The following is a 25,912-nucleotide window of genomic DNA, read 5'->3' as shown; positions in this document are numbered from 1 at the left end:
CGGGCTCAGTGCCGTTCGACGTGCGCGAGCGGCGGCTGCTGACGCACCCACGTGGCGTGCTCGACGGGGAGCTCGTCGATCCAGGCGGTGAGGACCGGCACCGGCACGTCGTACGCGCGTGCGACCTCGAACACGATCTCGGAGAAGGCGAACGCGGCGTCACGGTCCGCCGTCGCCACCACGACCATGAGGTCCTCGGGCACGATGTCGACGCCGTGGCGGAACAGCCACACGCGGACCACGCCAGGCGTGAGCGGGGCTCGTTCGGCGAGCGCGTCGGAGAACCCCTGGGACGCGGACGGTGCCGGGCGGAGCGTGACCTCGGCTCCGTCGGGGAACGGACCGCCGGCGGCGATGACCGTCTGCTTCTCGTCGGGCTGCACGACCTGCGGGTAGGGCTGGTCGATGTCGAGCACGAGACCCCAGTCAGCGGGCAGGCCAGCGACCAGACGTGACATCGGCAGTGACAGCGGCGTCGCAGCGACCCCGGCCGGGATGCGGGCGACGGCCGCTGCGGGATCGGTGAAGGCCAGCGCGAGGGGGATGCCCTCGGGGCTGACGACGCCGAGTGGGATTCCCTGCTCGTCGTGTCGGAGCGCGACGACCTCGGCAGCTGCGAACGCGAACCGCGAGCGCACCATCAGGGCGCGTCGCTGTGCGGAGGTGAGGTTCGTGGTGGTGCTCATCAGGAGAAGATCCTCGCGAACAGGCTCGGTCGTGCCGCCGACGGGGGTGTGAACACGAGCGCGAACGTCGGGTGCAGCGGGTCGCCGGGGTGGGGGATGTCGCGGATGATCGCGTACCCGTCGGAGAGTACCTCTGACTGGACGCCCTGCGGGAACACGAACCGGGCGAGCAGTTCGGCCCAGTCGTCGGCTCCGCGGATCTCGGTGCCCCACGTCGGGCGGACGACACCGGACAGCGTCGCGTACGCGCCGAGGTCGGGACGCACGTCGTACCCGAGGTCGCCGATCGTGCGGACGATCGGAGCGAGTCTGCCCCAACCCTGTTCGTACGGGCCGGTCGACGGCACGGTGTACGTTCCGCGGGCATCGGCCGGCAGGGGTTCCACGGTCTTCTCGATGCGGGACACCGTCGTCGGCACCACCCCGGGTTCGTGGCGGTCGATCGCTGCTCGGTCCGGGCTCAACGTCGTGCGGAAGCGGCGCGGTTCGTACTCGTTCCGCCAGCCGTCCTCGATGTTCGCGTCGGTCCGGCCGTCGACGGCGAACGATGCGACGTGGAACGAGTCCGGCAGGGCCACCGACTCGAGGACCGCGGGTGCGGAAGTCGTGTGGACGAGCGCCGCGCGCGGGACGACGACCTGTCGCCCGCGTTCGAACAGCGTGCCGTCGAGGTCCTCGACCTCGTGGCCATCGTCCGACAGGGCGTTGAGCAGTCGCAGGCTCGCGCCGTACTCCGGCCACAGTGGGTCGACGGTGTCGGTGATGGTCCACCGGCCGTCCGCGGCGCGCTCGGGCAGGGCGTTCCAGGACGGTGAACGGTCCAGGAGCTCGTGACCCGCCCGGGTGACGCCGCTGCGGGTCACCGCAGTCGGTCCTGGACGGACTGCGTCGCCTCGCTGATGTCCCACGGCGCCGTCACGATGCCCGCCGCGACGGCCGGCCCGCGCGAGCCGAGGTCGTGCAGCGCGTTCGCGTACTGGTTCGTCGTGAGGACCCCCGGCTGTGGACTCCGCGTGGCCGGGTCCATCAGCACCTGGTTCATCCCGTCGGGGACGACGTTCCCCGCCTGGTCGACCGGGCTGAGCACGCCGGTGTTCACCAGGTCGCTCGTCGACTTGTCCGTGAAGAGCTGGTGCTGCCCGCCACCGCCGAACTGGGTGTTCGCCTGCGCGGTGCCCTCGGCGTGTGGCAGCGGTTGGTTCACCAGGTAGCTGTCGCCGGTGTTGCGGTAGTCGGGGTGCGTGGACGCTCCTGCCGGGACGCCGTCGTGACCGGCGTGGGACTGGACGCCCACCTGCACGGACTCGCTGTAGTTCGAGGCGCTGCCGCCGGCGTGCATGGTGCCGTCGGGGACGTAGAAGTTGCCGTGGCCAGGACCGCTGATCTGGAGCGTCTGCCCGACGAGCGAGTCGGCGTCGCCGTTCGCCCAGCGGTCGACACCGAGGTAGCCACTCTGGAAGCCGCCCTTGCCACCCTGCCAGTGCCGCGCGAGCTCGGCGAGGGAGGACCCGCCGTTGTCCCAGTACGCCTGCGTGGCCTTGTTCGCGATCTCCGGCATCGACCGGACCGAGGCGATGAAGCCGTCGCCCGGACGTCGGAGTGCACCGACCGCCGCGGAACCGCCGTGCACGGCGAGGGCGCGGAGCGACTCGACCGAGCGGAGGGCTGCACCGTGGCGCAGGTTGTTGACGAGGTGCAGACCCGGCGCGAACAGCTGTCGGCTCTCCGAGGCGACGTGTCGACCGGCCGAGCTGAACTTGGCAGCGAGTGAGGCGCCCTTCGCGAACTCCTCGCCGATCTTCGCCGCGGTGGTGATCCCCTTCATCCCCGGGATGCAGTCGAGCAGCGCGAAGGCGAGGTCCCACCCATCGGCGGTGCCCTTCGACATCTTGTACAGGGTGTCGGCGAGGACGAGCAGGGCTGCCCCGAGCACGATCCAGGCGAGTGGCCCGCCGATGATCATGACGATGATGCCGCCCACGGCGACGACGACCTTCGCGATGGAGACGATGGTCTCCCACGCCTCGGACCCGAAGATCTTGTCCCACGTGGACTGCTTCCCCAGCCCCGCGTCGGCCGCTTCACCGATCTTCGTCGCGGTCCGCTGCTCCGCGTCCTGCCAGTCACCCTTCGCATCCGCCACGAGCCGCTTCGCCGCGTCGATCCGCGACTGCGCCGCCGCGATGTCGCCCTGCGCGGACGACACGGACCCCTGCGCGACGGAAGCGTTGTCGGACGCCGCCCGCAACTGCGCCGGCGACGGCACGTCCACCCCGTCCGGCACCTCGGAGCCAGCCGGGTACTTCTCCGCGACCTTCGACAGGTCGGACGACGCCGACTGGTAGTGCGACAGGTTCGACTGCGCATCGGAGAGCCGGTCCTGCGCCGCGGCGAGGTCCCCGGACGCGTCCTTCGCATCCGCGAGCGCACCATCAGCCCGGTACTGGGTGTCATCGACCGTGTCCGCCCACCCCGACAACGCGGTCGCGGCGAGTTCGTACGAGTCGACGAGCTTGGTCAGGTCCGACGGGGTGTCCTCGATCGCGTCGACGAACACGTCGGCGGCTTCACCCTCCCAGTCGGTCAGCCACCCCGACCCCTTCACCGACTGCAGCCGGGTCGAGGCGTCATCGGCTGCGTCGGAGATGCGCTGGTACTCCCGCGACATCATCCGCAACGTCGACGGATCCCCCTTGACCGGATCATCACCCTGATCGACGACATCCCACCCCGACGGCCGCCCCATGACTACTCCGCCCTCGAGGCAGCGGGTCCGCCGCCGCCGTTCTCGTCGTTGACCTGCAGTGCCTGTGCGAGCTGCTCGTCGGTCTCGGTGTAGGTCTCGACGGACGCGCTGAGCATGTCCGCCAGCGCCTTCGTCGAGTCGCTGATCTTGTCGCGCTTGTCGCCCCAACGGTGGTCGAAGTCGTGCAGGGCGTCCTGCACGGTGCCCGAGCCGATCTCGTCGTCGGACGCGTCGACGCGCTTGTGCGCCTGTTCGAGCGTGCTGTGCACGGTCGACAGGTCGGTCTGGAGCTCCCCGAGCCCCATCAGGTCAACGAGCAGTCTCGAAGCCACGGAACAATCCCTCCCCGATCACGAACCGGAAGCCACCGCCACCGGAACCGCGTCGACCCCGTGCCCCACGCGATCGCGGGACACGGGGTCGTCAGCGGTGTCAGCCCTTGAGGCCGGAAGCGAGCGACTCGTCCGTCTCGGACAGGGTCTGCGACGCCTTCGACAGGAACGTCGACAGGCCCTCGAGTCCCTGGACGGTCTGGGTCACGCCACGGTTGAACTCGTCGTAGGACTCGCCGAACGCGACGGACGACTTGTCGGTGACGTAGCCGTCGGAGATGAGCTGCTGGATCTTGCGCTGCAGGGCGGAGAGACGGTCTTCGATGTCCGCCTGACCCGCCTTGAGGTCGGAGGCTGCTGCCTCGAGGTCTGCGTACGAGACGTTGATGTTCGCCACGGTGTGACTCCCTTTCCCCGGAGTTTCGTCATGTCCCCCCAACGGGGCGTGTTGGAGGGGACACTACCATCGTCCTGCGACATGTAGTCAATGCTACGGGGGATGCCATGACCTTCACGTTCACGATGGTCGACCGCGAGAGCGGTCAGACCGCCAACGTCTACGTCGACGGGGACGACACCCGTGCGGTCGGCGAGCTCGTCGCCGAGGCCGAACGCCTCATCGCGACGGACGTCGTGGCCTCCGGACGGACCCCGGCGTACTTCGTCGGCGAGCAGCCGCTCGACCTGGCGGCGACGGTCGCCGAGTCCGGTGTGCGCGAGGGCGTGGTCGTGGCCCGCAGCCTCGAGCAGGTGCCGCCGCAGCCGCTCCGTCCACTGACCGACGCCGAGATCCGGATCGTCTCGGGCCTGCACGCCGGCACCATCGTGCGGGTGGGCACCGGCACGGTGACGATCGGCACGGCGACGAACGCCACGGTGCGCATCCCGGTGAGCACCACCGCCGAGGTCGAGGCCGAGGCCACCGGGGCCGAGACCGTACCGGAGGTCGCCCTGCTCGTGTCGGTCACGGCCGACGGCGCGAAGGTCCGTCCGGCGAACGGCTTCGCCGGGGCGGTGCTCGACGGTGCTGCCGTCACCGAGGAGACCGACTGGCCGGAGACCGCGCAGCTGGCGATCGGCGGGGTCCTGCTCGGCTTCGGTCGGGCGCCGGACCGTGGGGCGCACCTGTCCCTGGCCGACGACGGCATGTCGCTCGAGTACAACCGCCCGCCGCGCATCCTGCCGCCCGACGAGCACACCCGCTTCCAGCTGCCGGCCCCGCCGACCGAACCCCCGGCGCGGGCGCTGCCCATCCTGATGGCGCTGGCGCCGATGGGCATGGCCGTGATGTTCGTGTCGACCACCGGTCGCTGGATCTACCTGCTCATCGCCCTGCTGTCGCCGATCCTGATGATCATCACGGGCCTCCAGGGTCGCCGTCAGGGCAAGAAGACGTACCGCCAGCGGATCGTGGAGTACGAGGACACCAAGGCGCGCATCGAGGCGGACGCGACCGAGAGCCTCCAGTCCGAACGGGCACGCTGGATCGCGAGCGCCCCCGACCCGGCTGCCGTCTACGAGACGGCGGTCACGCCGCTGCCGCGCCTGTGGGAGCGGCGTCGGACCGACCCCGACCACCTGCTCGTCCGTGTCGGCACGGCGACGCAGCGGTCCGAGGTGACCATCGAGGACCCGGAACAGCTGTCGCACAAGCGGACCGTCGCGTGGGACGCGACCGACGTGCCGGTCCGGATCCGCCTGGCGGAGCGTGGCGTGATCGGCATCGCCGGCCCGGACGACGACGCCCGACGGCTGGCGAACTGGGTGGTCGCGCAGCTCGCGACGCTGCAGAGCCCGAAGGACGTCACCTTCACGCTGCTCACCGACACCACCCGGACCGCGCTGTGGGAGTGGATGTCCTGGTTGCCGCACGTCCGCCGCGACGGCGCCGACCAGCCGATGACGAGCATCGCCTCGAACGCCGCGACGACCGCGCGGGCCATCGCCGAGCTCGCGGCGGTCATCGACGCCCGGAAGGAAGCCGGCATCGGCAAGAAGACGCCGCCGGCCGACGAGATCGTGGTCGTGATGGACGGCGCCCGACGCCTGCGTGCGATGCCGTCGCTCGTGCAGGTGCTCAAGGAGGGGCCGTCGGTCGGGGTGTTCAGCATCTGCCTCGACCTGGACGAGCGGCTCCTGCCCGAGGAGTGCGACGCCGTGGTCGTGGTCCGCGACGACCGGATCCGGGTCACGCAGCAGCGCAGCGAGCGGATCGACGATGCCCGACCCGACTTGGTCGACCAGGACTGGCTCGAGTGGGTCGCCCGGTCGCTGTCGCCGATCGTCGACGCCAGCCCGGACGTGCAGGACGGCGCCATCCCGTCGTCGGCGCGGCTGCTCGACGTCCTCCAGCTCGAACCGCCGACGTCCGAGGCCGTGCAGGCCCGCTGGCTGCTCGGTGGACGCAGCACGACTGCCGTCATCGGCGCCTCGATCGACGGGCCGTTCGCGATCGACCTGCGGAACGACGGTCCGCACGGACTCGTCGCCGGCACGACCGGTTCCGGCAAGTCCGAGCTGCTGCAGACGATCGTCGCGTCGCTCGCCGTCGCGAACCGGCCGGACGAGATGAACTTCGTGCTCGTCGACTACAAGGGCGGTGCGGCGTTCAAGGACTGCGTCGACCTGCCGCACACGGTCGGCATGGTCACCGACCTCGACACCCACCAGGTGGAGCGGGCGCTGGAGTCGCTCGGAGCAGAACTGCGCACCCGCGAGCACGCCCTGGCCGAGGTCGGCGCGAAGGACCTGGAGGACTACCAGGACCTGCAGGCGAAGCGCGCGGCGTCGGGCGACGCGATCCCGAGCCTGCCGCGGCTGCTCATCGTCATCGACGAGTTCGCCTCGCTCGCCCGCGAGCTCCCGGACTTCGTCAAGGGCCTGGTGAACATCGCCCAACGCGGGCGCTCGCTCGGCATCCACCTCGTGCTCGCCACCCAGCGCCCCGGCGGTGTCGTGTCGCCCGAGATCCGCGCCAACACGAACCTGCGGATCGCGTTGCGCGTCACCGACCAGTCGGAGAGCCAGGACGTCATCGGCGCGAACGACGCCGCGCGGATCGCGAAGACCACTCCCGGTCGCGCGTACGTGCGGCTCGGCGCGGCCTCGTTGCTGCCCTTCCAGTCCGGTCGGGTGGGCGGGCGTCGGCCCGGCACGGGCGACCAGGAGGCCCGGCCCGCCCTGGTCCGCGAACTCACCTTCGCCTCGTACAGCGAACCAGCCCCCCGCCCGGCAGCCGTCGAGGCCGCCGCCAGCGACGTGGAGGTCACCGACCTGAGCGTCCTCGTCGCGTCGATCGGCGACGCCACCCGCGCCCTCGGCACCCCCGAGCAGCGGAAGCCGTGGCTGCCGCCCCTCGGTGCGGTCGTCGGACTCGACGACGTCGAAGCCGCCGGTGCCGCAGGTGCCGCCGAGCTGCCGCCGCTCGCCGTGGCCTGGGGTGTCGAGGACCACCCCGCCGACCAGCAGCAGCGCCCCGCCGTGTTCGACCTCGACGCCGACGGCCACCTGTTCGTCATCGGGTCGCCGCGCTCCGGCCGCAGCCAGACGCTCCGCACCCTGGCCGGTGCGATGGCCCTGCGCCTCGGCGTCGGTGACGTGCACATGTACGGGATCGACTGCGGCAACGGCGCCCTGCTCGCGCTCGGGGCCCTGCCGCACTGCGGTGCCGTGGTGCAGCGGCACGAGCCCGACCGGGTCTCGCGGCTGCTCGGCATCCTGCTCCGCACCGTGCAGGAGCGCCAGGCCGCCTTCGCGAGCGGCGGGTACTCGTCCATCGCCGAGCAGCGGTCCGACGAGCACACCACCCCGCTGCCGCACGTCGTCGTGTTCCTGGACCAGTGGGAGAGCTTCATGGCGACCCTGGCCGACGCCGAGAACGGTGCGCTGCACGACGCCGTCCAGACGCTGCTGCGCGAGGGCGTCGGCGTCGGCGTGCACCTGATCGTCTCCGGGGACCGCACGCTGACCTCCGGCCGGATGTCGAGCCAGGTGGAGCGGAAGCTGCTGCTCGCCCTGGCCGACCGCGGCGACTACAACTACGAGGGCATCAACGGCAAGAAGCTGCCGGAGTCGATCCCGCCCGGCCGCGGCTTCCGGAACGCCACTGCGACGGAGACCCAGGTCGCCGTGCTGCCCGGTGGCCTCGGCGGCCGTGACCAGGCGGCGGCGATCCGTGGCATCGGCGACGAGGTCCGCGCCCACGTCCCCGCGACCGTGCCGAAGCCGTTCCGGATCGACGTGCTGCCGCGGTCCATCACGTTCGAGGAGGCCGTGCGGTACCTGCCCTCGGCGGACGCCTCGGTCGGTCGGGTCGCGCTCGGCGTCGGCGGCGACGAGCTCCGGCTCTTCACCCACGACTTCGTGCAGGACACCCCGGTGTTCATCGTCGCCGGCAGCCCGCGCTCCGGCAAGAGCACCGCGCTCGTCGCGATGGCCCGGCACGTCCTGTCCGCGGGTGGGTCGGTCGTCGCGGTCACGCCGCGGGACTCCCCGCTCCGGGCACTCGAGGGCGCCCCGCGCGCGACCGTGGTCACCGACGGCGGGATCGGGGCCGAGGGCCTCTCCGCCGCGATCGACACCGGCTCGGACGGCTTCACGCTCGTGCTCGTCGACGACGCCGAGGCGCTCAAGGAGACCCCGGCCGAACCGGTGTTCCGGGCGGTCATGGACTCCGACCGGGGCCGTTCGGTCGGGCTCGTCATCGCCGGCGACGTCGAGGGCGTCGCGAGCGGGTTCCGTGGCTGGCAGGTCGACGCGAAGAAGGCCCGTCGCGGAATGCTGCTCGCGCCGCTCAGCACCGTCGACGGCGACCTGATCGGGACGAAGCTGTCGAAGAGCCTGGTGACGCAGGACCGGGTGCCGGGTCGGGCGCTGCTCAACGACGCCGACCAGGCGCTGCGGCTGGTGCAGGTGCCCGCCGACTGACGGGGACAGCGCGACGTCGCGCGCCAGCGTCGCGCCGCTGCGCCGCTCGGCGTCAGCCGAGTGGGGCTTCGCCGACCAGCGCGGTCTGCGGCTCGGCGCGCAGCGTGTGGCCGCCGAACACGACCACGTCGCCCGGCTGCACCACGGTTCGCTGCGCCGGCGGCACCATCGTCGCCGGGAACCCCGGCCGCTGCAGCTCGACCCCGTTCGCCGACGCCGTGTCGAGCACCCAGAGCGAGCCCTCGGCACCGAAGCCGAACTCCAGGTGCGTGCGGCTGAGCAGCTTGTCCGGGTCCTCGAGCGCGATCATGTGCGCGTAGCCGCCGTCCGGGTGGGCGCTCGCCGGGTCACGGCCGATCAGCCCGCCACCGGACACGGTCACCCGCTGGTGGTCGTCGAGCACCAGGACGGCCGCCGCGGTCTGCCGGGCCGGAGCCGCGTCACGGCGAGCCGTGCCACCGGCGGAGCCCAGGGGACGCCCGGGCAGCTGCGCGACGGTCGCCCGCACCCGGTCGGCGCTGGCGCGGGGAGCCGGCGGCGGCGTGACGACCGCGCGGGCGAGTTCGCCGCGCTGCGCCATCCGCGCGAGGTCGTCGACGGTGACCCGCTCGACGACGGGCTCGACGGGTTTCCGACGCTTCCGGAACGGCCAGATCCGCATCAGTCGACCCCGCCGCCGACCGTGGCCGAGTCGATGAGCTCGAAGGTGTCGGTCACGGTCTCGAACAGTTCGTACAGCGGCTCGGCCAGGTCGGTCGCGGGCGAGGACACGCTCACCAGCGCGACCTGGTCACCGGCCGGCACGAACGTCTGCATGAGCACGACGTCGAACGAGCCGCGGCCGTCCGGCGCCTGCACGGTCGAGACGCCCCAGACGCGCGGCACCCGGCCGACGCGGGGGACCTCGTGCACGTCGACGTGCATGCCGTCGTCGTCACCGCCGAGCGCGGCGACGTGGTCGGTCAGGGCGGCGAGCGGGTCGCCGCCGGCCTCGGGAGCGGGCAGGACGGTGACAGTCAGTGCGCCGGAGACGATGCCGTCCTCGCTCGGCTCGGCGAAGGCCGCGCAGTACCGCGCACCGCTGTCCCACGCCGACCGCGCGAACCGACGGAGGGCCCGGACGATCTCGGTGCGGTGGTCCCAGAGGTCGCGCTGGTCCTCGATGCGTTCCTGCACGAGGGCGCTGATCCGGTCGTCGCGGCGCTCCGGCTCGACGGGCAGCTCGAACCAGGAGCGCGGGACCGTGATGGCGAAGTGGTCGACCGACATGCCCGCTACCGTACCGTGGCGTGTCGCCCGGCCGTCCGGCGCATCGCCCGCAGCAGCAGCGGACCCGGCAGCCGCAGCAGGGCCCCGGGCAGGACCGACCGCACCCCGCTGACCACGGCGACCGTCCGCTGGAACCGCCGTTGCTCGCGCGGCCCCCACGCGAACCCGTACGCGGTCCGCAGCCGTTCCGGCAGCATCCCGACCGTGACGATCCGGACGAGCGGCATCGCGGCACGCACCCAGAGCGGCGCGAACCGCGGGTGGAGCAGGTCACGCACCACCCCGCGGGCGTCGTCGGTGACCTCGAGCCGGTCGAGGGCGTCGGCCCAGTACTCGTCGAAGGCCGCCACCGAGGTCGGCCAGCGCTCGGCGGGCACCCGCAGCGTCGTCGCGATCGGGGCGTACGCGGCGAGCACGGCCTCGGCGCGTTCCGCCGTGACGGGAGCGCCGAACAGGTCGTGCGCCCGACGAGCCGAGTCGAACAGGGTCGCGGCCACCCACAGCTGCCGGTCGACGTCGTCCGCGCCGGTCACGGGCACGTGGGCACGGTTCACGAAACCCGCGGCGATCGCGGCGTCACGCTCCGTGCCGGAGACGACGGCGTACACGAACATCAGGGTGTGGGCCAGCCGCTGCTGCGGTCGACGGGCGAAGTCCGAGTGCCGACGGACCCCCGCCGCGACGACCGGGTCGGCGATCTGCAGCAGGATGGCGCGGCCACCCGCGGCCACGGGCGTGCTGTCACCGAGGAACCGACGCAGGCTGCGGTCGTGGACGCGACCGGACGACGGACGGGAGGTGGGCCCCACCAGCCGGTTCCGGCGCACCGCGCCAGCGGGGTGACGGCCGTGACTGGAGGGACGTGGCGGGCCCGGCACCGGGCCTCCAGGCCGTGGGGTGGTCACGGTCCACCCCGTCGGCGTCGCGCCCGCAGGACGGGGACGAGATCAGCGACGATCGCCGCGACGAGCGCGACCGCGCCGGTCACGAGGGCGGCCACCAGGTACGTGCCGTCGACCCGGACGTCGCCCGTCAGGGCGAGCAGGGTCGCGACGAGCCAGATCGCGGGGAGCGGCCAGAGGCGGCTCGGTGCTCCGGTGACGACGGCTCCGACCACCGCGACCGCGAGGAGCGGGACCCATCGACCTGCCGGCTCCGACTGCGCGGCGAGGTGTGCGGAGGCCGCGACGAGCAGCATCGCCGCGATGGCCACCAGGCGGGCGGCCGACGGCATGCTGCGGACGCTGGCTCGGACACGACGGAACACGGCCCGATGCTACGGGCCGTGTTCCGCGGATCCCTGGGGGAGGCGCTGATCAGGCGGTGCGGATCAGAGCGGCTTGGTGCCGAGGTCGCCCCCCAGGTCCGGCCGGTCCTCGTCGGCGTCGTGCTCCCACAGGTCGGGCGACCCCTCGCGCGGGGAGCCGCCGGTCGGGCCGTCGTCGGTACCGTCACCGCGCTGCGGCTCGACGGTCTCGCCGGCGACGGCGTCGTTCGTCACGGTCTCGAGGGACTCCTCGGACTCGTCCACCTCGTACGGGCCGACGTGCTCGCGGTCGATGTCGTCGTCGCGGCGCTGCTGGGCCTCGAAGTCGTCGACGGGGCTGATGCCGGGATCGCTCATGGTGTCCTCCTGGGTGTGGGTGGTGCCGGGTGTCCGATGGTGTTCAGGCGCTGACGAAGTGGACGTCGCCGGAGCCGAGCGCGAGCTGCTCCGCCAGGCCCTTCTCGTCGGTCGCGCCCCAGCGTTCGGCGATCTTGCCGTCACGGAACTTCGAGACCTGGATGCCGCGGACCTCGAAGGTGCGACCCGTCGGAGCGTGGCCCTGGAACGGACCGGTGTGGGTGCCGCGGATCGTGAACACCGCGGTGATGTAGTCGTCCGTGACGACGAGCGGGTCGGGCTCGAGCGTGAGGTCCGGGAACGCGGTGGTGAACTCGGTCCAGAAGTCGACGATCCCCGCGAGACCGGGCTGCTGGTCGGGCGCGGGGTCGTGGTCCACGACGTCCTCGGCCCACACCTCGGGGAAGCGGTCGAAGGCCCGCGCCTCCAGGATCTCGCCGAGTCGTTCCTGTGCCTGCTGGTTCTGTTCCGCGGTCATGCGCGCTCCTTCGTTCGGGCCATCCGGTGGTTCGGGCCTTCCGGTGTACGCCGGGTCGGTGAGAGCGGCGTCCAGGGTGCGCGAGTTCACCTTCGGGACACCTCCCCGTCACGACGGCCGTGCACACTGCCGGTGCTCGGGGGAGTGGAGCGCGGTCGCCGACGGGTGGTCGAGCGACCGCGCCTTCCCCTGCGTCCCGCGCCGCCCGTTGTCTCGACGTCCATGTCGCCGCGCTAGGCTGCGTGACGGCCGTTGTCTCGACATCGAGCGACCCTCGATGTGGAGTGCGCGACCGGGAAACCGATGCCGATCGCACGAACCGTGCGGGAAGAAGAACAGCGTGGATCTTTTCGAGTATCAGGCCAGGGACCTCTTCGAGTCCTACGGCGTCCCCGTCCTCCAGGGGATCATCGCCGACACCCCGGAAGAGGCGAGAGCGGCGGCCGAGAAGATCGGTGGCGTCGTGGTCGTCAAGGCCCAGGTGAAGGTCGGCGGGCGCGGCAAGGCCGGCGGCGTCAAGGTCGCGAAGACCCCCGACGAAGCGTTCGAGCACGCCCAGGCCATCCTCGGGCTCGACATCAAGGGCCACACCGTGCAGCGCGTCATGATCGCCCAGGGCGCCGACATCGCCGAGGAGTTCTACTTCTCCGTGCTGCTCGACCGGGCCAACCGCTCCTACCTCTCGCTCACCAGCGTCGAGGGCGGCATGGAGATCGAGCAGCTCGCCGTCGAGAAGCCCGAGGCGCTCGCCCGCGTCGAGGTCGACCCGCTCACCGGGATCGACGCGGCCGCCGGTCGCGCGATCGCCGAGCAGGCCGGGTTCCCGGCGGAACTCGTCGACCAGGTGGCCGACGTCTTCTCGAAGCTCTACGACGTCTACAAGGGCGAGGACGCCACGCTCGTCGAGGTGAACCCCCTCGTCCGCACCGGCGACGGCCAGATCCTGGCGCTCGACGGCAAGGTCTCGCTCGACGAGAACGCCGACTTCCGCCACCCCGCGCACAAGGACCTCGAGGACTCCGCCAGCGAGGACCCGCTCGAGGCCAAGGCGAAGGCCCACGGCCTGAACTACGTCAAGCTCGACGGCCAGGTCGGCGTCATCGGCAACGGTGCGGGCCTCGTCATGTCGACGCTCGACGTCGTCGCCTACGCCGGTGAGCGCCACGGCGGCGTGAAGCCCGCGAACTTCCTCGACATCGGCGGCGGCGCCTCGGCCGAGGTCATGGCCAACGGCCTCGACGTCATCCTCGGCGACCCGCAGGTGAAGAGCGTGTTCGTGAACGTCTTCGGCGGCATCACCGCCTGCGACGCCGTCGCGAACGGCATCGTCGCCGCCCTCGGGATCCTCGGCGACGCGGCCACCAAGCCGCTCGTCGTGCGCCTGGACGGCAACAACGTGGAAGAGGGCCGACGGATCCTGGCGGAGGCAGCGCACCCGCTCGTCACCGTCGCCGCGACCATGGACGACGCGGCCGAGCAGGCCGCCGAACTCGCCGCTGCCGCGGCCTGAAGGGACTGACCATGTCGATCTTCCTCAACAAGGACTCCAAGGTCATCGTCCAGGGCATCACCGGCGGCGAGGGCACCAAGCACACCGCCCTCATGCTCAAGGCCGGCACCCAGGTCGTCGGTGGCGTCAACGCCCGCAAGGCCGGCACCACCGTCACCCACGGTGACGTGTCGCTGCCCGTCTTCGGCACCGTGCGCGAGGCCATCGACACCACCGGTGCCGACGTCTCCATCGTCTTCGTGCCGCCGGCGTTCGCCAAGGACGCCGTGCTCGAGGCCATCGATGCCGCGATCCCGCTCGTCGTCGTCATCACCGAGGGCATCCCCGTGCAGGACGCCGCCGAGTTCTGGGCACACGCCAAGGCGCTCGGCGGGACGACCCGCATCATCGGCCCGAACTGCCCCGGCATCATCACCCCGGGGGAGTCGCTCGTCGGCATCACCCCGGCGACGATCACCGGCAAGGGACCGATCGGCCTCGTCTCGAAGTCGGGCACCCTGACCTACCAGATGATGTACGAGCTGCGGGACCTGGGCTTCTCGACCGCCATCGGTATCGGCGGCGACCCGGTCATCGGGACGACGCACATCGACGCGCTCGCCGCGTTCGAGGCCGACCCCGAGACCGAGGCCATCGTGATGATCGGTGAGATCGGTGGCGACGCCGAGGAGCGCGCGGCCGAGTTCATCAAGGCGCACGTCACGAAGCCGGTCGTCGGGTACGTCGCGGGCTTCACCGCCCCCGAGGGCAAGACGATGGGCCACGCCGGAGCGATCGTGTCCGGTTCCGCCGGCACCGCCGAGGCGAAGAAGCAGGCGCTCGAGGCCGCCGGCGTCAAGGTCGGCAAGACGCCGTCCGAAACCGCTGCGCTGCTGCGTGAGGTCGTCGCCGCCCGCTAGTAGCCATCGCCCGGCACACGGTCGGGACGAAGCCGGGAGGCTCGGTGCGGGTTCCGCGCCGAGCCTCCCGTCGTTCGGGGGTCGGCTCACGTATCCTCGCTGCGATGAACCGCCTGGGAACCGCTCTGCTCGCCGCGATCGAGGCGGTCGTGACGGTCGGCGTCGGCATCGGGATCGCACTTGTGCCGCTCACCCTGCTGTGGGGCTTCGAGTACGGCCTGCAGATCGACTGGGACGTGTTCTGGAAGGCCACCGGCAGCGTCTGGCTCGTCGGCCACGGCGTCGACGTCTCGTTCCTGCTCGGGTCGGCACTGGCGAAGAGCTCCGGGGTCAGCGGTGCCGCCGATCCCATCCACGTGACGCTCGCGGCGCTCGGCTTCGCGGTCGTGACCGCCTGGCTCGGCGCCCGCGCCGGTCGACGCTTCGCGGAGACCGAGCACCGGACCACCGGCCTGCTGGTCGGGACGGCGGTCGTCGCGGCGCTCGGCCTGGGCGTCGCGTTGTCGTCGACCTCCGCCGTCACGCAGCCGACGATCTGGCAGGCCGTGGTCCTGCCCGCACTGTGGTTCGGGATCCCGGCGCTCATCAGCTCGGAGGTCTGCCGACGACGGCGCGACCTGCCGGCGGACCCCGCCACCCAGCGTGTGCTCGACCTGCTCGACCGTGCGCCCGTGCTCTGGCGTGCGATCGCCGGGTTCGGTCTCCGTGCCGGGACCGCCGCCACCGGAGTCGTCGTCGCGTTCGCCGGGGTCGTCGTCGCGCTCCTGCTCTTCACCTCGTTCGCCGAGGTGATCACCCTGTACGAGCAGTCCCACGCCGGCGTGATCGGCGGCATCGCCCTCACCGTCGGGCAGCTCGCGTTCCTGCCGGACTTCGTCGGGTGGGCGACGTCGTGGCTGATCGGCCCCGGGTTCGCCATCGGCACCGGTTCGAGCGTTTCCCCGATCGCCACCACCCTCGGACCGATCCCCGGACTGCCGGTGTTCGGCGCACTGCCGACCTCGGGCCACACCTTCGGCCTGGTCTGGATCCTGGTGCCGGTGGTCGCCGGCTTCGCGATCGGCGGCTCGATGCGCCCGCGACTCGTCCGTGCGCTGGGGAGCGCCGACTCCGCACTCCACCGGGCGCTCGCCGGTGTCGCGACGGGCATCGTCGCCGGTGTCCTGACCGGGCTGATCGCCTGGGTGTCGTCCGGATCGTTCGGCCCCGGACGACTGGCCGACGTCGGCCCGCACGCCCTGGTGGTGGGTGGGTTCGCCGCGCTCGAGATCGGCCTGCCGGCGGTCATCGCCCTCGCCGCGGGCAGCGACCTCGTCCGCCTGCCGGACCGGGGCTGGACACGGGAGCGCTGGACCGAGGCGGACGACGACGACGCAGACCGGACCGGAGCCGAGGCCGGGGCGGGATCGCTGCTCGCCGCGCTCGACCAGGCCGGCGCGGGACGGACCACCGACGTGCACCGGTTCGTGGTCGAGGAGACGCACGACGGGTCGACCGCTGCCCGCCCCCGCACCGCCGTGGACAGCCCGACGGAACCGATCGCCGACGAACCGGTCGCGCCTGCGCCCATCGCAGCGCCTCGGACGCCCCCGCGCGACCCGGACCACGACGTGGAACTGCCGGCCTGGGCGAAGACCGACGCCGTCGCCTCGGAGCGTCTGGCGGACGAGAGCCCGACCGAGCCCCGCTCGTCGGGACGTGCCGCGATGGGTGCCCTGCGCGATCGACTGCACGGTGCCGCCGACGGTGTGCGGGAGCGTGCCGGTGGACTCCGCGAGCGAGCCGGTGGACTCCGCGACCGCGTGACCGGTGCCGACGCCGTAGCGGAGCAGCAGCGCCCTGCGCCCGCTCCGGAACGGCCCGCCACGTCGACGCCCGTACCCGACCACACCGACGCGCAGCCGGCGTTCCCGTGGAGCACCGAGGAGTTCGTCGCCGGTCGGGACGACGTCGACGACGAACCGGCCGCACCCGAGGCCCCCGCCGCCGCTCCCACCCAGGCGGCCCGTCCCACGAACTGGGACGTCACCGACCAGATCCCCGACGAGGAGCTGCCCTGGTGGCGCCGCCCGAAGGACGATCGCTAGCGCCGACGTCATGCCGCGCGGGTCCCGGTAGGGTTGGTGCCGTGCTCGAACTGGTCGTCCTGATCTCCGGTACCGGGTCGAACCTCCGAGCCCTGCTCGAAGCGACCTTCGACGCCGAGTACCCCGCCCGTGTCGTCGCCATCGGTGCCGACCGCGATGCCGAGGGTCTCGGTCTGGGCGAGGAGTTCTCGATCCCGACCTTCACGGTGCCGTTCTCGCGCTACGAGACCCGCGCCGAGTGGGGACAGTCCCTCGCCGAGCAGATCCGCCCGTGGTCGCCCGACCTGCTCGTGCTCTCCGGCCTGATGCGCCTGCTGCCCCCGGCCGTGGTGTCCGAGTTCGCCCCGGGCATCATCAACACCCACCCGGCGTACCTGCCCGAGTTCCCCGGCGCCCACGGCGTGCGGGACGCCCTGGCAGCCGGCGTCACCGAGACCGGCGCGAGCGTCATCGCGGTCGACGACGGCGTGGACACCGGCCCGATCCTGGCCCAGGAGCGCGTCCCCGTGCTCCCGGGTGACTCCGAGTCGACGCTGCACGACCGCATCAAGCCGGTCGAGCGCCGCCTGCTCATCCAGACCATCCTCGACATCGCCAACGGCACCACCGACCTGAAGGGCACCCCGAGCGCATGAGCGTGCACGCAGCCGACCCCAGCCTCTACCGCGACCGTGACGTGGTGCCGGTCCGCCGCGCACTCATCTCGGTGAGCGACAAGTCCGGCCTGCTCGAGCTCGCCGGTGCCCTCGCCGAGTCGGGTGTCGAGATCGTGTCGACGGGGTCCACCGCCCAGACGATCCGTGACGCCGGGTACGCCGTCACCGACGTCGCGAGCGTCACCGGCTTCCCGGAGTCGCTCGACGGCCGGGTCAAGACGCTGCACCCCTCGGTGCACGCGGGCCTGCTCGCCGACCTGCGCCTCGAGTCGCACGAGCAGCAGCTCGCCGACCTCGGGATCGCGGCGTTCGAGCTCGTCGTCGTGAACCTGTACCCGTTCGTCGAGACGGTGGCCTCTGGTGCCGACACCGCGACCGTGGTCGAGAACGTCGACATCGGCGGCCCCGCGATGGTCCGTGCGTCGGCGAAGAACCACCCGAACGTCGCGATCGTCGTCTCGCCGTCGTCCTACGCCGAGGTCGTCGAGGCCGTCCGCGCCGGCGGCACCTCGCTCGAACTCCGCAAGCGTCTGGCGGCCCAGGCCTTCGCGCACACCGCGGCGTACGACACCGCGGTGGCGTCCTACTTCGCCAGCGACGTCGTCGCGGCCGCTGCGGCGCCGACGACCAGCGGCGACATCCAGACGCCCGGCGCGTTCGACGAGCACCTCGGCTTCACCGCCGACCTGTCGGCCACGCTCCGCTACGGCGAGAACGCGCACCAGGCAGCCGCGTTGTACACGAGCACCGACGGCGCCGGCATCGCGCAGGCGACGCAGCTGCACGGCAAGGAGATGTCGTACAACAACTACGTCGACGCCGACGCGGCCGTCCGTGCGGCGTTCGACTTCGACACCCCCGCGGTCGCGATCATCAAGCACGCCAACCCGTGCGGCATCGCGATCGCCCCGGCGGACGCCGCCGACCCGATCGCCTCGGCCCACGCCGCCGCGCACGCCTGCGACCCGCTGTCGGCGTTCGGTGGGGTCATCGCCGCGAACCGTCCGGTCACCGTGGCGATGGCCGAGACCGTGAAGGACATCTTCACCGAGGTCGTCGTCGCCCCGGGCTTCGACCCCGAGGCGCTCGAGATCCTGTCGCGCAAGAAGAACATCCGCCTGCTCACGCTGCCGGCCGACTTCGCCCTGGCACCGCGCGAGGTCAAGCAGATCTCCGGCGGCTTCCTGGTGCAGGACGCCGACCGCTTCACGGCGTTCGACCAGTCCACGTGGACCCTGGTCGCCGGCGCGCCCGCCGACGACCAGACCCTCGCCGACCTGGCCTTCGCGTGGAAGGCGAGCCGTTCGGTCAAGTCGAACGCCATCCTGCTGGCGAACCAGGGCGCGAGCGTCGGGGTCGGCATGGGCCAGGTCAACCGGGTGGACTCGTGCCACCTCGCGGTGAACCGTGCCGGTGACCGCGCGACCGGCAGCGTCGCGGCGTCCGATGCGTTCTTCCCGTTCGCCGACGGCCTGCAGGTGCTGCTCGACGCCGGTGTGCGCGCGGTGGCCCAGCCCGGTGGCAGCGTCCGCGACGACGAGGTCATCGCCGCGGCGACGGCCGCGGGCGTCACGATGTACTTCACGGGCGAGCGCCACTTCTTCCACTGAAGTGAACAAATCGCGGCACCCTATTGCGCGCTGAGAGTCACTGTGAATAGTCTGTAAGGCTCCGCGACAGGCAGCCGACGGTCCCTCGGGACCGGTGGCACCGCGGACACAACGGTGACGAAGACGACGACTGGAGTGACGATGGACAACATGACCGGAACCGTGGCGACGGCCGCCCGTGCAGGTCTCGTGTCCGTCGTGGGGACCACTCCCGCACGGCGATCCCTGATCGCACCGCGACCGCGCGTCGCGGCCGCCGTCTAGCCAGGCCGTTCCCACGGCCTCGCGGCGCCGCACGACCAGCGTCCGCGAACCACCCGCCTGAACCCGGGGGACGAGTGTCTCCCGGTGCCCTCCGGCCCGACCGACGTCACGCGAGTGACGGCGGAGGCGCGACCACGCGCCCGGCCGATGATCACCACGCAACGCCACACCGAGCCTCCAGGTCGAGGCCGCGCACGCACCGCACGCCAGAGCAAGCAAGCAGCAGGCGGCCAGGGCGCAGCGCGACCCGGGGACCCGGCAGACGCATGAGGACGCAACGCATGTCCAAGTCGCCCACCACGGCGCGCCCGTCCACCTTCCGCGCGATCGCGCGGATCTACCCCTACGTGAAGCCCTACCAGGGGCGCCTCATCGGCGGCATGGCCGCAGCGATGGGAGCCTCCTTGGTGGCGCTCGCAATCCCCTACGTCCTGCAGTGGCTCGTCGACGGCCCGCTGTCATCGAAGGACGGCGCACAGATCTGGCCCGCCGGCCTCGGCGTGCTCGCCCTCGGTGTGCTCGAGGCGTTCTTCATCGCCTCGCGCCGCCGGATGGTGATGCGCCCCTCGACGCGGATCGAGGCCAGCATGCGGAACTCGCTGTACGCGAAGCTGCAGGACCTGCCCGTCGCGTTCCACGACCGGTGGGAGTCGGGGCAGCTGCTGTCCCGTTCCGTGTCGGACCTGTCGTTGATCCGCCGCTGGCTGGCCTTCGGTGTCGTCCTGCTCGTCGTGAACGTCGTGACGATCGTCGTCGGCTTCGTCGTGCTGTTCACCTTCGGGTGGCTGCTCGGGCTGATCTTCCTGATCGCGTCGATCCCGCTGTGGATCAACGGGCTGCTGTTCGAGCGTCGGTACTCCGTCGTCGCGCGCCGCAGCCAGGACCAGGTCGGTGACCTCGCGACGAGTGTCGAGCAGTCGGTGCACGGCATCCGCGTGCTCAAGGCGTTCGGCCGCGGCGGGTCGAAGCTCGAGGAGTTCAGCGAGCAGGCCGAAGCCCTGCGCGGCACGGAGATCAAGAAGGCGAAGGCCATCGCGAGCATCTGGCTGTGGCTGCTGCTCGTGCCGGACGTCGCGTTCGCGCTGTGCCTGCTCGCCGGCATCTGGCTGGCGTCGCAGGGCGAGATGACCGTCGGTCAGCTGTTCGCGTTCTTCGCGACGGCGACGGTGCTGCGGTTCCCGATCGAGTCGATCGGCTTCCTGCTCTCGATGACGTTCGACACCCGCACGGCGGTCGACCGCTTCTTCGAGGTCATGGACTCCGAGAACACCATCACGGACCCGAAGGACCCGAAGACGATCGCGGAGCCGCACGGGGCACTGTCGTTCAACGGCGTGCACTTCCGGTACCAGGACTCCGCGCCGCAGTACCCGGACCTGATCAACGGCGTCGAGCTGCAGCTGCAGCCGGGCGAGACCATGGCGCTCGTCGGGCTCACGGGCTGCGGCAAGACGACGCTGCTCTCGCTGGTGCCGCGCCTGTACGACGTGACCGGCGGATCGGTGACGATCGACGGGGTCGACATCCGCGACCTCACCCGCGAAGAACTGCGCCGGCACGTCGGCGTCGCCTTCGAGGACGCCACCCTGTTCTCGTCGACCGTGCGTGAGAACGTGCTGCTCGGTCGACCGGACGTGCAGGGTGCCGAGGCCGAGGCGCTCATGCGCGAGGCACTCGACATCGCGCAGGCGTCCTTCGTGGACGACCTGCCCGACGGCGTGGACACCCGGGTGGGCGAAGAGGGGCTGTCGCTGTCCGGTGGACAACGCCAGCGCCTGGCGCTCGCTCGCGCGATCGCCGCGCGGCCGTCGGTGCTGGTCCTCGACGACCCACTGTCGGCGCTCGACGTCGACACCGAGGCGCGGGTCGAGGCGGGCCTGCGGCGCGTGCTCGCCGACACCACGTCGCTCATCGTGGCGCACCGTCCGTCGACGGTGACGCTGGCCGACCGGGTCGCCCTGATGGAGAACGGCGTCGTCACCGCCGTCGGGACCCACCACGACCTGATGGCCACCAACGAGCACTACCGCTACGTCATCTCGTCGCTCGACGACGACGACGCGACCGCACGACAGGAGGCGATGGCATGAGCCAGCAAGAGAAGAACCTGCCGCTGGACACGGCGGCCGGGCCGGGAGGCGCGGATCCCGTCGTCGACGACATCGCCGACGCGCAGTCTGCCGCGCCCGTCACCGCCTCGATCACCACCCTGGGCGTGCGCGGCGAGGAGCGCGAGGACTTCACCAAGGCGGAGAGCAAGCGCCTGCGGCGTCGCTCCCTCGCCCTGCTCGGTTCCCTCGCGGCCCCGCTGAAGCTCCGCCTCGTGCTGCTCGGGATCGTCGTCGTGGTCTCCACGGCGGGCACCGTCGCGGGCCCGGCGCTCATCGCGTGGGGCATCGACAACGCGCTGCCCGCCGTGATGGACCAGAACGACTGGGTGCCGGCGTTCGGCGTCGTCGCGACGTACATCGTCGTGGCCGTCCTCGGCGCGGTGCTCACCGCCTGGTACACCGTGCTCGCCGCACGGATCAGCCAGGCGATCCTGTTCGACCTGCGCAAGCGGGTGTTCCTGCACACGCAGCGGCTGTCGCTCGAGTTCCACGAGACCTACACGTCCGGCCGGATCATCTCCCGCCAGACGAGTGACCTCGACTCGATCCGTGAGCTGCTCGACTCCGGCCTGAACCAGCTCATCCAGGGCGTGCTCTACATGGTGTTCACCGCCGTGGCCCTGGTGCTGCTCGACCCGACGTCCGGGCTCGTGCTCGCGGTGTCGCTCGTGCCGCTCTGGTTCCTGATCCGCTGGTTCCAGAAGAACTCGCAGACGCTGTTCCGCGCCACCCGCGTCACCTCGGCGCGCGTGATCGTGCACTTCGTCGAGACCATGACGGGCATCCGCGCCGTACAGGCGTTCCGCAAGGAGTCCCGCAACAAGGACGAGTACGGCGGCTTCGTCGAGGACTACCGGCTGGCGAACACGAAGGTGTTCAACCTGTTCGGGACGTTCGACCCGGTGCTCGTGCTCATCGGCAACGCCACGCTCGCTGCGGTGGTCGTCGTCGGCGGCTTCCGGATCGTCGGCGGGACGCTCGAGGTCGGTGCGCTGCTCGCGGTCGCGCTGTACGCCAAGCGCTTCTTCGACCCGGCGCAGGAGCTCGCGATGTTCTACAACGGGTACCAGTCGGCCTCGGCGGCGATGGAGAAGATCTCCGGCGTCCTCGAGGAACGGCCGAGCGTGCCGGACCCCGTGAAGCCGACCAAGCTGGCCGACGCCACGGGCAAGATGGACTTCGACGAGGTCGTGTTCGCCTACAACGCGGGCAAGGTCGTCCTGCCGGAGTTCGACCTGCACATCCCGTCCGGGCAGACCATCGCGCTCGTCGGGTCCACCGGCGCGGGCAAGTCGACGCTCGCCAAGCTCATGGCGCGCTTCTACGACCCGTCGCACGGTTCCGTGCGGCTCGACGGCGTGGACCTGCGCGACCTCGACACGAAGGACATGCGCCGCGCGATCGTCATGGTCACGCAAGAGGCCTACTTGTTCTCCGGCACGGTCGCGGACAACATCGCGCTCGGCAAGCCGGGGGCCTCCCGCGCCGAGATCGAGGCGTCCGCCAAGGCGGTCGGCGCGCACGAGTTCATCATGGCGCTCCCCGACGGGTACGACACCGACGTGAACAAGCGCGGTGGTCGTGTCTCGGCGGGACAGCGGCAGCTGCTCTCGTTCGCGCGGGCGTTCATCGCGGACCCGAAGGTGCTCATCCTCGACGAGGCCACGGCGTCGCTCGACATCCCCTCGGAGCGGCTGGTGCAGGAAGGGCTGGAGACCCTGCTCGCCGACCGCACCGCGGTGATCATCGCGCACCGCCTGTCCACGGTCGCGATCGCGCACCGCGTGCTCGTGATGGAACACGGGAAGATCGTCGAGGACGGCACCCCCGCCGACCTCATCTCGGGTACCGGACGGTTCGCCCAGCTGCACGCGGCCTGGCGCGACTCGCTCGTGTAGGACGTAGTCGGGCTGCACCACGTGGTTGGCTTGCTCCATGAGCAACGACAGCGTGCAGCCCGGCGGCGTCGCCCTGCGCGACCCCTTCTACGGCGCACCCTTCACCGAGGCCGTCCGGCGGTTCTGGCGGAAGTACACCGTGTTCACCGGACGGGCCTCGCGTGCCGAGTTCTGGTGGTGGTGGATCACGTCGCTCGCGATCGGACTCGTCCTGCAGCTCGTCCCGCAGGCGTTCACGCCGGACACCGCGCTGTTCGAGAACCCCGTCGGGTCCTACCTGTTCGTCCTCTGGGGCCTCGCGACCCTGATCGGGTCGCTCGCCCTCGGCGCCCGACGGCTGCACGACGCCGGCCTGTCCGGCTTCTGGCAGTTCCTGCACGTCGTGCCCGGCATCGGCTCGCTCGTCGTGTACGTGCTGTGCCTGATCCCGACGAGCCCGAAGGGCGAGCGCTTCGACCGCTGACCGCCGGCGGACGCACGGCCGACGTGCGCGGGCCGGGCATCAGAACGGGTCGTCCGCATCCGTGGACGGCGACCAGCGGGCACGACGCATGTCGAGCCTCCAGGCCGCCGTCCCCTGCACGAGCGGCGTCCCCTCCGCGCGGTAGTGCTGGAGCGCCCGGGCCTCGTGGTGCAGCGGCGGGTGCCCACCCGCGCGCACCACGCGCCACCAGGGCAGGTCGGCGCCCTCGTGCGCCATCACCTTGCCGACCGCACGCGACGCGCGTGAGCCGAGCGCCGCGGCGACGTCGCCGTACGTCATGACGTGACCCGGCGGGATCATCCGGACCACCTCGGCCACCGCCGACCCGAAGTCCTGCTCCGGCGCGGGGGCGTCGTCCTCGGTCACGTCGTCGGAGAGTACGTCGTCGGAGACGTACTAGAGCGTCAGGACCGCGAAGTGGTCGCCGTACTGGGTCTCGCGGACGACCTCGAAGCCCACGGCGCGGAAGAACGCCTCGGGGCTGTCGTCGCCACCGGGCTCGTACACGACCGTCAGGCGTTCCTGCCCGCGGCTGCGGGCCTCGTCCGCCAGGCCGTGCACGGCGAAGCGGCCGACGCCGCGACCCTGCGCCGTGCCGGCGACGTTGACCCGCCAGATGGCGCTGCGCAGCTCTTCCTGCGCGTTGTCCGCGTCGAACGAACCGATGATGAGGCCCAGGACCTCGTCGCCGTCCAGGACCACCCGGGTCCACGCGGAGCTCGGCTTGACGTCGGACTCGGCGACCCCGTAGGTGGTCGGCTGCACGAACTGTTCCTGACCCGGCTTGAGCGTCAGGGAGTTCGCCGCGGCAGCGGTCTTCGCGGAGAGTTCTTCGAGACGCAGGTCGGCCATGCGGCCAGGGTAACGGTGCGACCCGTGTGGGGGCCAGCGCGGACGGCAGACCGAGACCGCACCGTTGCCGCGGTATGGTCGCGGAATGGCAGAACATCGGCGTGGAGCGAACCTCCCGTCGATCGGCGGGTTCAACCGCACGGTCGTGCTCGATGCCGTCCGACGCTCGCCGGACGGCCTGAGCCGTGTCGAACTCGCCTCGCGAACCGGCCTCAGCGCGCAGACGGTGTCGAACGTCACCCGGTTCCTGATCGAGGCCGGCATGATCGTCGAGTCCGGCACCGTCGTCGCCGGTCGGGGCAAGCCGCGCACCATCCTGCGGCTCGAACCCGGCAGCCGCTACGCCGTCGGCGTGCACGTCGACCCGGCCGTCGTCACCTACGTGCTGCTCGACCTGGCCGGTACCGTCGTCGCCTCGTCCACCACCTCGACGCCGACCGCCGACGACCCGTCCGAGGTCGTCCGCACCATCGGCTCCGCCGTCGACGGCCTGATCGCCGACGCCGGCGTGGACGTCGACGGAGTGCTCGGCGTCGGGATCGCCAGCCCCGGCCCCATCGACGTCGACGCCGGCATCGTCGTCGACCCGCCGTTCCTGCCCCGGTGGCGGGACGTGCCCCTGCGCGACGCGCTCGCCGAGGCCACGGGCTACCCCGTCCTGCTCGAGAAGGACGTCACGGCCGCCGCGGTCGGCGAGATGTTCCTGGCGGGGGAGTCGTCGGCGCGGAACTTCGCGTTCGTGTACTTCGGCACCGGGTTCGGCGTCGGGCTCGTCGTCGACCACGAACCCGTGCGCGGGGTCGGGTCGAACGCCGGCGACGCCGGGCACATCATGGTCGACCAGCGATCGCTCGCCGGCACCCCGGACGGGTCCGGCACCCGGGGCGAGGTGGGTGCGGCCGTGGCGCCGGACCGGCTCGTGCGGATCGCGCGGGAGCGGGGGGTGGCGTTGTCCGGCGGCGGCGGCGACGCTGCTGCCGGTGCGGTCTCGTCCGGTGGTGCGGCCGCGTCCGACGGGTCGGTCCCGTCCGACGGGTCGGTCGATGCGGTGAACCGTGCCTGGGACGAGCTCGCCGAGGCCATCGCTGCCGGCGACGAGGCCGCGATCACGCTCGCCGCCGAGGCCGGCACCGTCATGGGCGACGCCGCCGTCGTCATCGTGAACCTGCTCGACATCGACCGGGTCGTGTTCGGCGGACCGTTCTGGTCCCGCATCGCGAGTGCCGCACTGCCGGCCGCCCGCGCGGCGATCGTCGGGTCGCCGTTGCTCGTGCCGAAGCACGCGGTCGACGTGGTCGAGAGTGACCGCGGTGCCGACGTCGCCGCGGTGGGGGCCGCGTGCCTGGTGCTCGACGCCGCGTTGTCCCCGCGGGCGAGCGGGCTGCTCATCCGCCGCTGACGGCGGTCGGGGGTGGCTCGCACCGCCCGCTACGCTGCGAACCGACGGATCCGCCAGGTGGGCGGCGAACGACGGGGGACA

At 71.7% G+C, this 25,912-nt stretch carries 23 protein-coding genes; 10 read left to right on the top strand and 13 right to left on the bottom strand.

Annotation, left to right across the window (positions count from 1 at the left end):
- Positions 1-5: 5 nt before the first annotated feature.
- The 5 genes from EDF48_RS01060 to EDF48_RS01040 all read right to left on the bottom strand — a co-directional run bounded on the left by EDF48_RS01060 (position 6) and on the right by EDF48_RS01040 (position 4,161).
- Entirely contained in the window at positions 6-686 is a 681-nt protein-coding gene (locus tag EDF48_RS01060; RefSeq protein WP_131877600.1) for a hypothetical protein, read from the bottom strand.
- On the bottom strand, positions 686-1,549 hold the full coding sequence (locus EDF48_RS01055; protein ID WP_131877598.1) for a hypothetical protein: 864 nt from the start codon (positions 1,547-1,549) through the stop codon (positions 686-688). Before EDF48_RS01055 ends, EDF48_RS01060 begins: the two co-directional genes overlap by 1 nt.
- Positions 1,546-3,432: a putative T7SS-secreted protein gene (locus EDF48_RS01050; protein ID WP_347812842.1), complete on the bottom strand. Its 1,887-nt coding sequence runs from the start codon at positions 3,430-3,432 to the stop codon at positions 1,546-1,548. The genes EDF48_RS01055 and EDF48_RS01050 overlap by 4 nt, the downstream gene beginning before the upstream one ends.
- A 2-nt stretch (positions 3,433-3,434) precedes the next feature.
- Positions 3,435-3,764, bottom strand: a complete 330-nt coding sequence (locus tag EDF48_RS01045) for a hypothetical protein (protein WP_123936922.1) — start codon at positions 3,762-3,764, stop codon at positions 3,435-3,437.
- 100 nt (positions 3,765-3,864) lie between these two features.
- Positions 3,865-4,161 carry a WXG100 family type VII secretion target gene (locus tag EDF48_RS01040; protein WP_071404660.1) on the bottom strand — a complete coding sequence of 99 codons (297 nt, stop codon included), beginning with the start codon at positions 4,159-4,161 and terminating at the stop codon, positions 3,865-3,867.
- A 107-nt stretch (positions 4,162-4,268) separates the two neighbouring features.
- On the opposite strand from EDF48_RS01040, the gene EDF48_RS01035 reads away from it, so the two are divergent.
- Complete coding sequence (locus EDF48_RS01035) at positions 4,269-8,690, top strand: FtsK/SpoIIIE domain-containing protein (RefSeq protein WP_131877594.1); 4,422 nt, start codon at positions 4,269-4,271, stop codon at positions 8,688-8,690.
- Between the two features lie 52 nt (positions 8,691-8,742).
- On the opposite strand, the gene EDF48_RS01030 is transcribed toward EDF48_RS01035, so the two are convergent.
- The 6 genes from EDF48_RS01030 to EDF48_RS01005 all read right to left on the bottom strand — a co-directional run bounded on the left by EDF48_RS01030 (position 8,743) and on the right by EDF48_RS01005 (position 12,061).
- A complete protein-coding gene (locus EDF48_RS01030) occupies positions 8,743-9,351 on the bottom strand; it encodes an FHA domain-containing protein (RefSeq protein ID WP_123293218.1) in 609 nt (202 codons plus the stop codon).
- On the bottom strand, positions 9,351-9,959 hold the full coding sequence (locus tag EDF48_RS01025; RefSeq protein ID WP_131877592.1) for a hypothetical protein: 609 nt from the start codon (positions 9,957-9,959) through the stop codon (positions 9,351-9,353). Before EDF48_RS01025 ends, EDF48_RS01030 begins: the two co-directional genes overlap by 1 nt.
- A 5-nt stretch (positions 9,960-9,964) precedes the next feature.
- Positions 9,965-10,768, bottom strand: coding sequence for an oxygenase MpaB family protein (locus EDF48_RS01020; protein WP_165932298.1), 804 nt, complete (start codon positions 10,766-10,768; stop codon positions 9,965-9,967).
- Positions 10,769-10,860: 92 nt separating this feature from the next.
- Positions 10,861-11,226 carry a hypothetical protein gene (locus EDF48_RS01015; RefSeq protein ID WP_131877588.1) on the bottom strand — a complete coding sequence of 122 codons (366 nt, stop codon included), beginning with the start codon at positions 11,224-11,226 and terminating at the stop codon, positions 10,861-10,863.
- Positions 11,227-11,289: 63 nt separating this feature from the next.
- A complete protein-coding gene (locus EDF48_RS01010; RefSeq protein ID WP_131877586.1) occupies positions 11,290-11,583 on the bottom strand; it encodes a hypothetical protein in 294 nt (97 codons plus the stop codon).
- A gap of 43 nt (positions 11,584-11,626) precedes the next feature.
- Positions 11,627-12,061: an ester cyclase gene (locus tag EDF48_RS01005; RefSeq protein WP_123293224.1), complete on the bottom strand. Its 435-nt coding sequence runs from the start codon at positions 12,059-12,061 to the stop codon at positions 11,627-11,629.
- Positions 12,062-12,401: 340 nt separating this feature from the next.
- On the opposite strand from EDF48_RS01005, the gene sucC reads away from it, so the two are divergent.
- From sucC to EDF48_RS00965, 8 genes are all read left to right on the top strand, one after another.
- Positions 12,402-13,571: an ADP-forming succinate--CoA ligase subunit beta gene (gene sucC / locus EDF48_RS01000; protein WP_123671459.1), complete on the top strand. Its 1,170-nt coding sequence runs from the start codon at positions 12,402-12,404 to the stop codon at positions 13,569-13,571.
- Positions 13,572-13,582: 11 nt separating this feature from the next.
- Entirely contained in the window at positions 13,583-14,470 is an 888-nt protein-coding gene (gene sucD / locus EDF48_RS00995) for a succinate--CoA ligase subunit alpha (protein WP_123340958.1), read from the top strand.
- Between the two features lie 104 nt (positions 14,471-14,574).
- Positions 14,575-16,557: a DUF6350 family protein gene (locus tag EDF48_RS00990; RefSeq protein WP_131877584.1), complete on the top strand. Its 1,983-nt coding sequence runs from the start codon at positions 14,575-14,577 to the stop codon at positions 16,555-16,557.
- A 41-nt stretch (positions 16,558-16,598) separates the two neighbouring features.
- Positions 16,599-17,192, top strand: a complete 594-nt coding sequence (purN, locus tag EDF48_RS00985; RefSeq protein WP_111085342.1) for a phosphoribosylglycinamide formyltransferase — start codon at positions 16,599-16,601, stop codon at positions 17,190-17,192.
- A complete protein-coding gene (gene purH, locus EDF48_RS00980; protein WP_123936913.1) occupies positions 17,189-18,823 on the top strand; it encodes a bifunctional phosphoribosylaminoimidazolecarboxamide formyltransferase/IMP cyclohydrolase in 1,635 nt (544 codons plus the stop codon). The genes purN and purH overlap by 4 nt, the downstream gene beginning before the upstream one ends.
- Before the next feature lie 545 nt (positions 18,824-19,368).
- A complete protein-coding gene (locus EDF48_RS00975; RefSeq protein WP_131877582.1) occupies positions 19,369-21,177 on the top strand; it encodes an ABC transporter ATP-binding protein in 1,809 nt (602 codons plus the stop codon).
- A complete protein-coding gene (locus EDF48_RS00970) occupies positions 21,174-23,096 on the top strand; it encodes an ABC transporter ATP-binding protein (RefSeq protein WP_243648924.1) in 1,923 nt (640 codons plus the stop codon). Before EDF48_RS00975 ends, EDF48_RS00970 begins: the two co-directional genes overlap by 4 nt.
- 37 nt (positions 23,097-23,133) lie before the next feature.
- Complete coding sequence (locus EDF48_RS00965; protein ID WP_123293233.1) at positions 23,134-23,559, top strand: DUF805 domain-containing protein; 426 nt, start codon at positions 23,134-23,136, stop codon at positions 23,557-23,559.
- A gap of 39 nt (positions 23,560-23,598) precedes the next feature.
- On the opposite strand, the gene EDF48_RS00960 is transcribed toward EDF48_RS00965, so the two are convergent.
- Both EDF48_RS00960 and EDF48_RS00955 read right to left on the bottom strand, forming a co-directional pair.
- A complete protein-coding gene (locus EDF48_RS00960) occupies positions 23,599-23,946 on the bottom strand; it encodes an MGMT family protein (protein ID WP_131877579.1) in 348 nt (115 codons plus the stop codon).
- Positions 23,947-23,976: 30 nt separating this feature from the next.
- Positions 23,977-24,432, bottom strand: a complete 456-nt coding sequence (locus tag EDF48_RS00955) for a GNAT family N-acetyltransferase (RefSeq protein ID WP_111085338.1) — start codon at positions 24,430-24,432, stop codon at positions 23,977-23,979.
- A gap of 85 nt (positions 24,433-24,517) precedes the next feature.
- Here EDF48_RS00955 and EDF48_RS00950 point away from each other — a divergent pair, with 85 nt between their 5' ends.
- Positions 24,518-25,831, top strand: coding sequence for an ROK family transcriptional regulator (locus EDF48_RS00950; RefSeq protein WP_131877577.1), 1,314 nt, complete (start codon positions 24,518-24,520; stop codon positions 25,829-25,831).
- The last annotated feature ends 81 nt before the right edge of the window (positions 25,832-25,912 follow it).

Source organism: Curtobacterium sp. PhB191 (assembly GCF_004346515.1).
Classification (GTDB): Bacteria; Actinomycetota; Actinomycetes; order Actinomycetales; family Microbacteriaceae; genus Curtobacterium.
This window is presented reverse-complemented; position numbering and strand designations above follow the sequence as displayed.

Coding starts and splice junctions, on each gene's coding strand:
- EDF48_RS01025 (WP_131877592.1), bottom strand. CDS start 9,959: ATGTCGGTCGACCACTTCGCCATCACGGTCCCGCGCTCCTGGTTCGAG.
- EDF48_RS01050 (WP_347812842.1), bottom strand. CDS start 3,432: ATGGGGCGGCCGTCGGGGTGGGATGTCGTCGATCAGGGTGATGATCCG.
- EDF48_RS01030 (WP_123293218.1), bottom strand. CDS start 9,351: ATGCGGATCTGGCCGTTCCGGAAGCGTCGGAAACCCGTCGAGCCCGTC.
- purH (WP_123936913.1), top strand. CDS start 17,189: ATGAGCGTGCACGCAGCCGACCCCAGCCTCTACCGCGACCGTGACGTG.
- EDF48_RS01035 (WP_131877594.1), top strand. CDS start 4,269: ATGACCTTCACGTTCACGATGGTCGACCGCGAGAGCGGTCAGACCGCC.
- EDF48_RS00990 (WP_131877584.1), top strand. CDS start 14,575: ATGAACCGCCTGGGAACCGCTCTGCTCGCCGCGATCGAGGCGGTCGTG.
- EDF48_RS00970 (WP_243648924.1), top strand. CDS start 21,174: ATGAGCCAGCAAGAGAAGAACCTGCCGCTGGACACGGCGGCCGGGCCG.
- EDF48_RS00975 (WP_131877582.1), top strand. CDS start 19,369: ATGTCCAAGTCGCCCACCACGGCGCGCCCGTCCACCTTCCGCGCGATC.
- EDF48_RS01010 (WP_131877586.1), bottom strand. CDS start 11,583: ATGAGCGATCCCGGCATCAGCCCCGTCGACGACTTCGAGGCCCAGCAG.
- sucD (WP_123340958.1), top strand. CDS start 13,583: ATGTCGATCTTCCTCAACAAGGACTCCAAGGTCATCGTCCAGGGCATC.
- EDF48_RS00950 (WP_131877577.1), top strand. CDS start 24,518: ATGGCAGAACATCGGCGTGGAGCGAACCTCCCGTCGATCGGCGGGTTC.
- EDF48_RS01060 (WP_131877600.1), bottom strand. CDS start 686: ATGAGCACCACCACGAACCTCACCTCCGCACAGCGACGCGCCCTGATG.
- EDF48_RS00965 (WP_123293233.1), top strand. CDS start 23,134: ATGAGCAACGACAGCGTGCAGCCCGGCGGCGTCGCCCTGCGCGACCCC.
- EDF48_RS01005 (WP_123293224.1), bottom strand. CDS start 12,061: ATGACCGCGGAACAGAACCAGCAGGCACAGGAACGACTCGGCGAGATC.
- EDF48_RS00955 (WP_111085338.1), bottom strand. CDS start 24,432: ATGGCCGACCTGCGTCTCGAAGAACTCTCCGCGAAGACCGCTGCCGCG.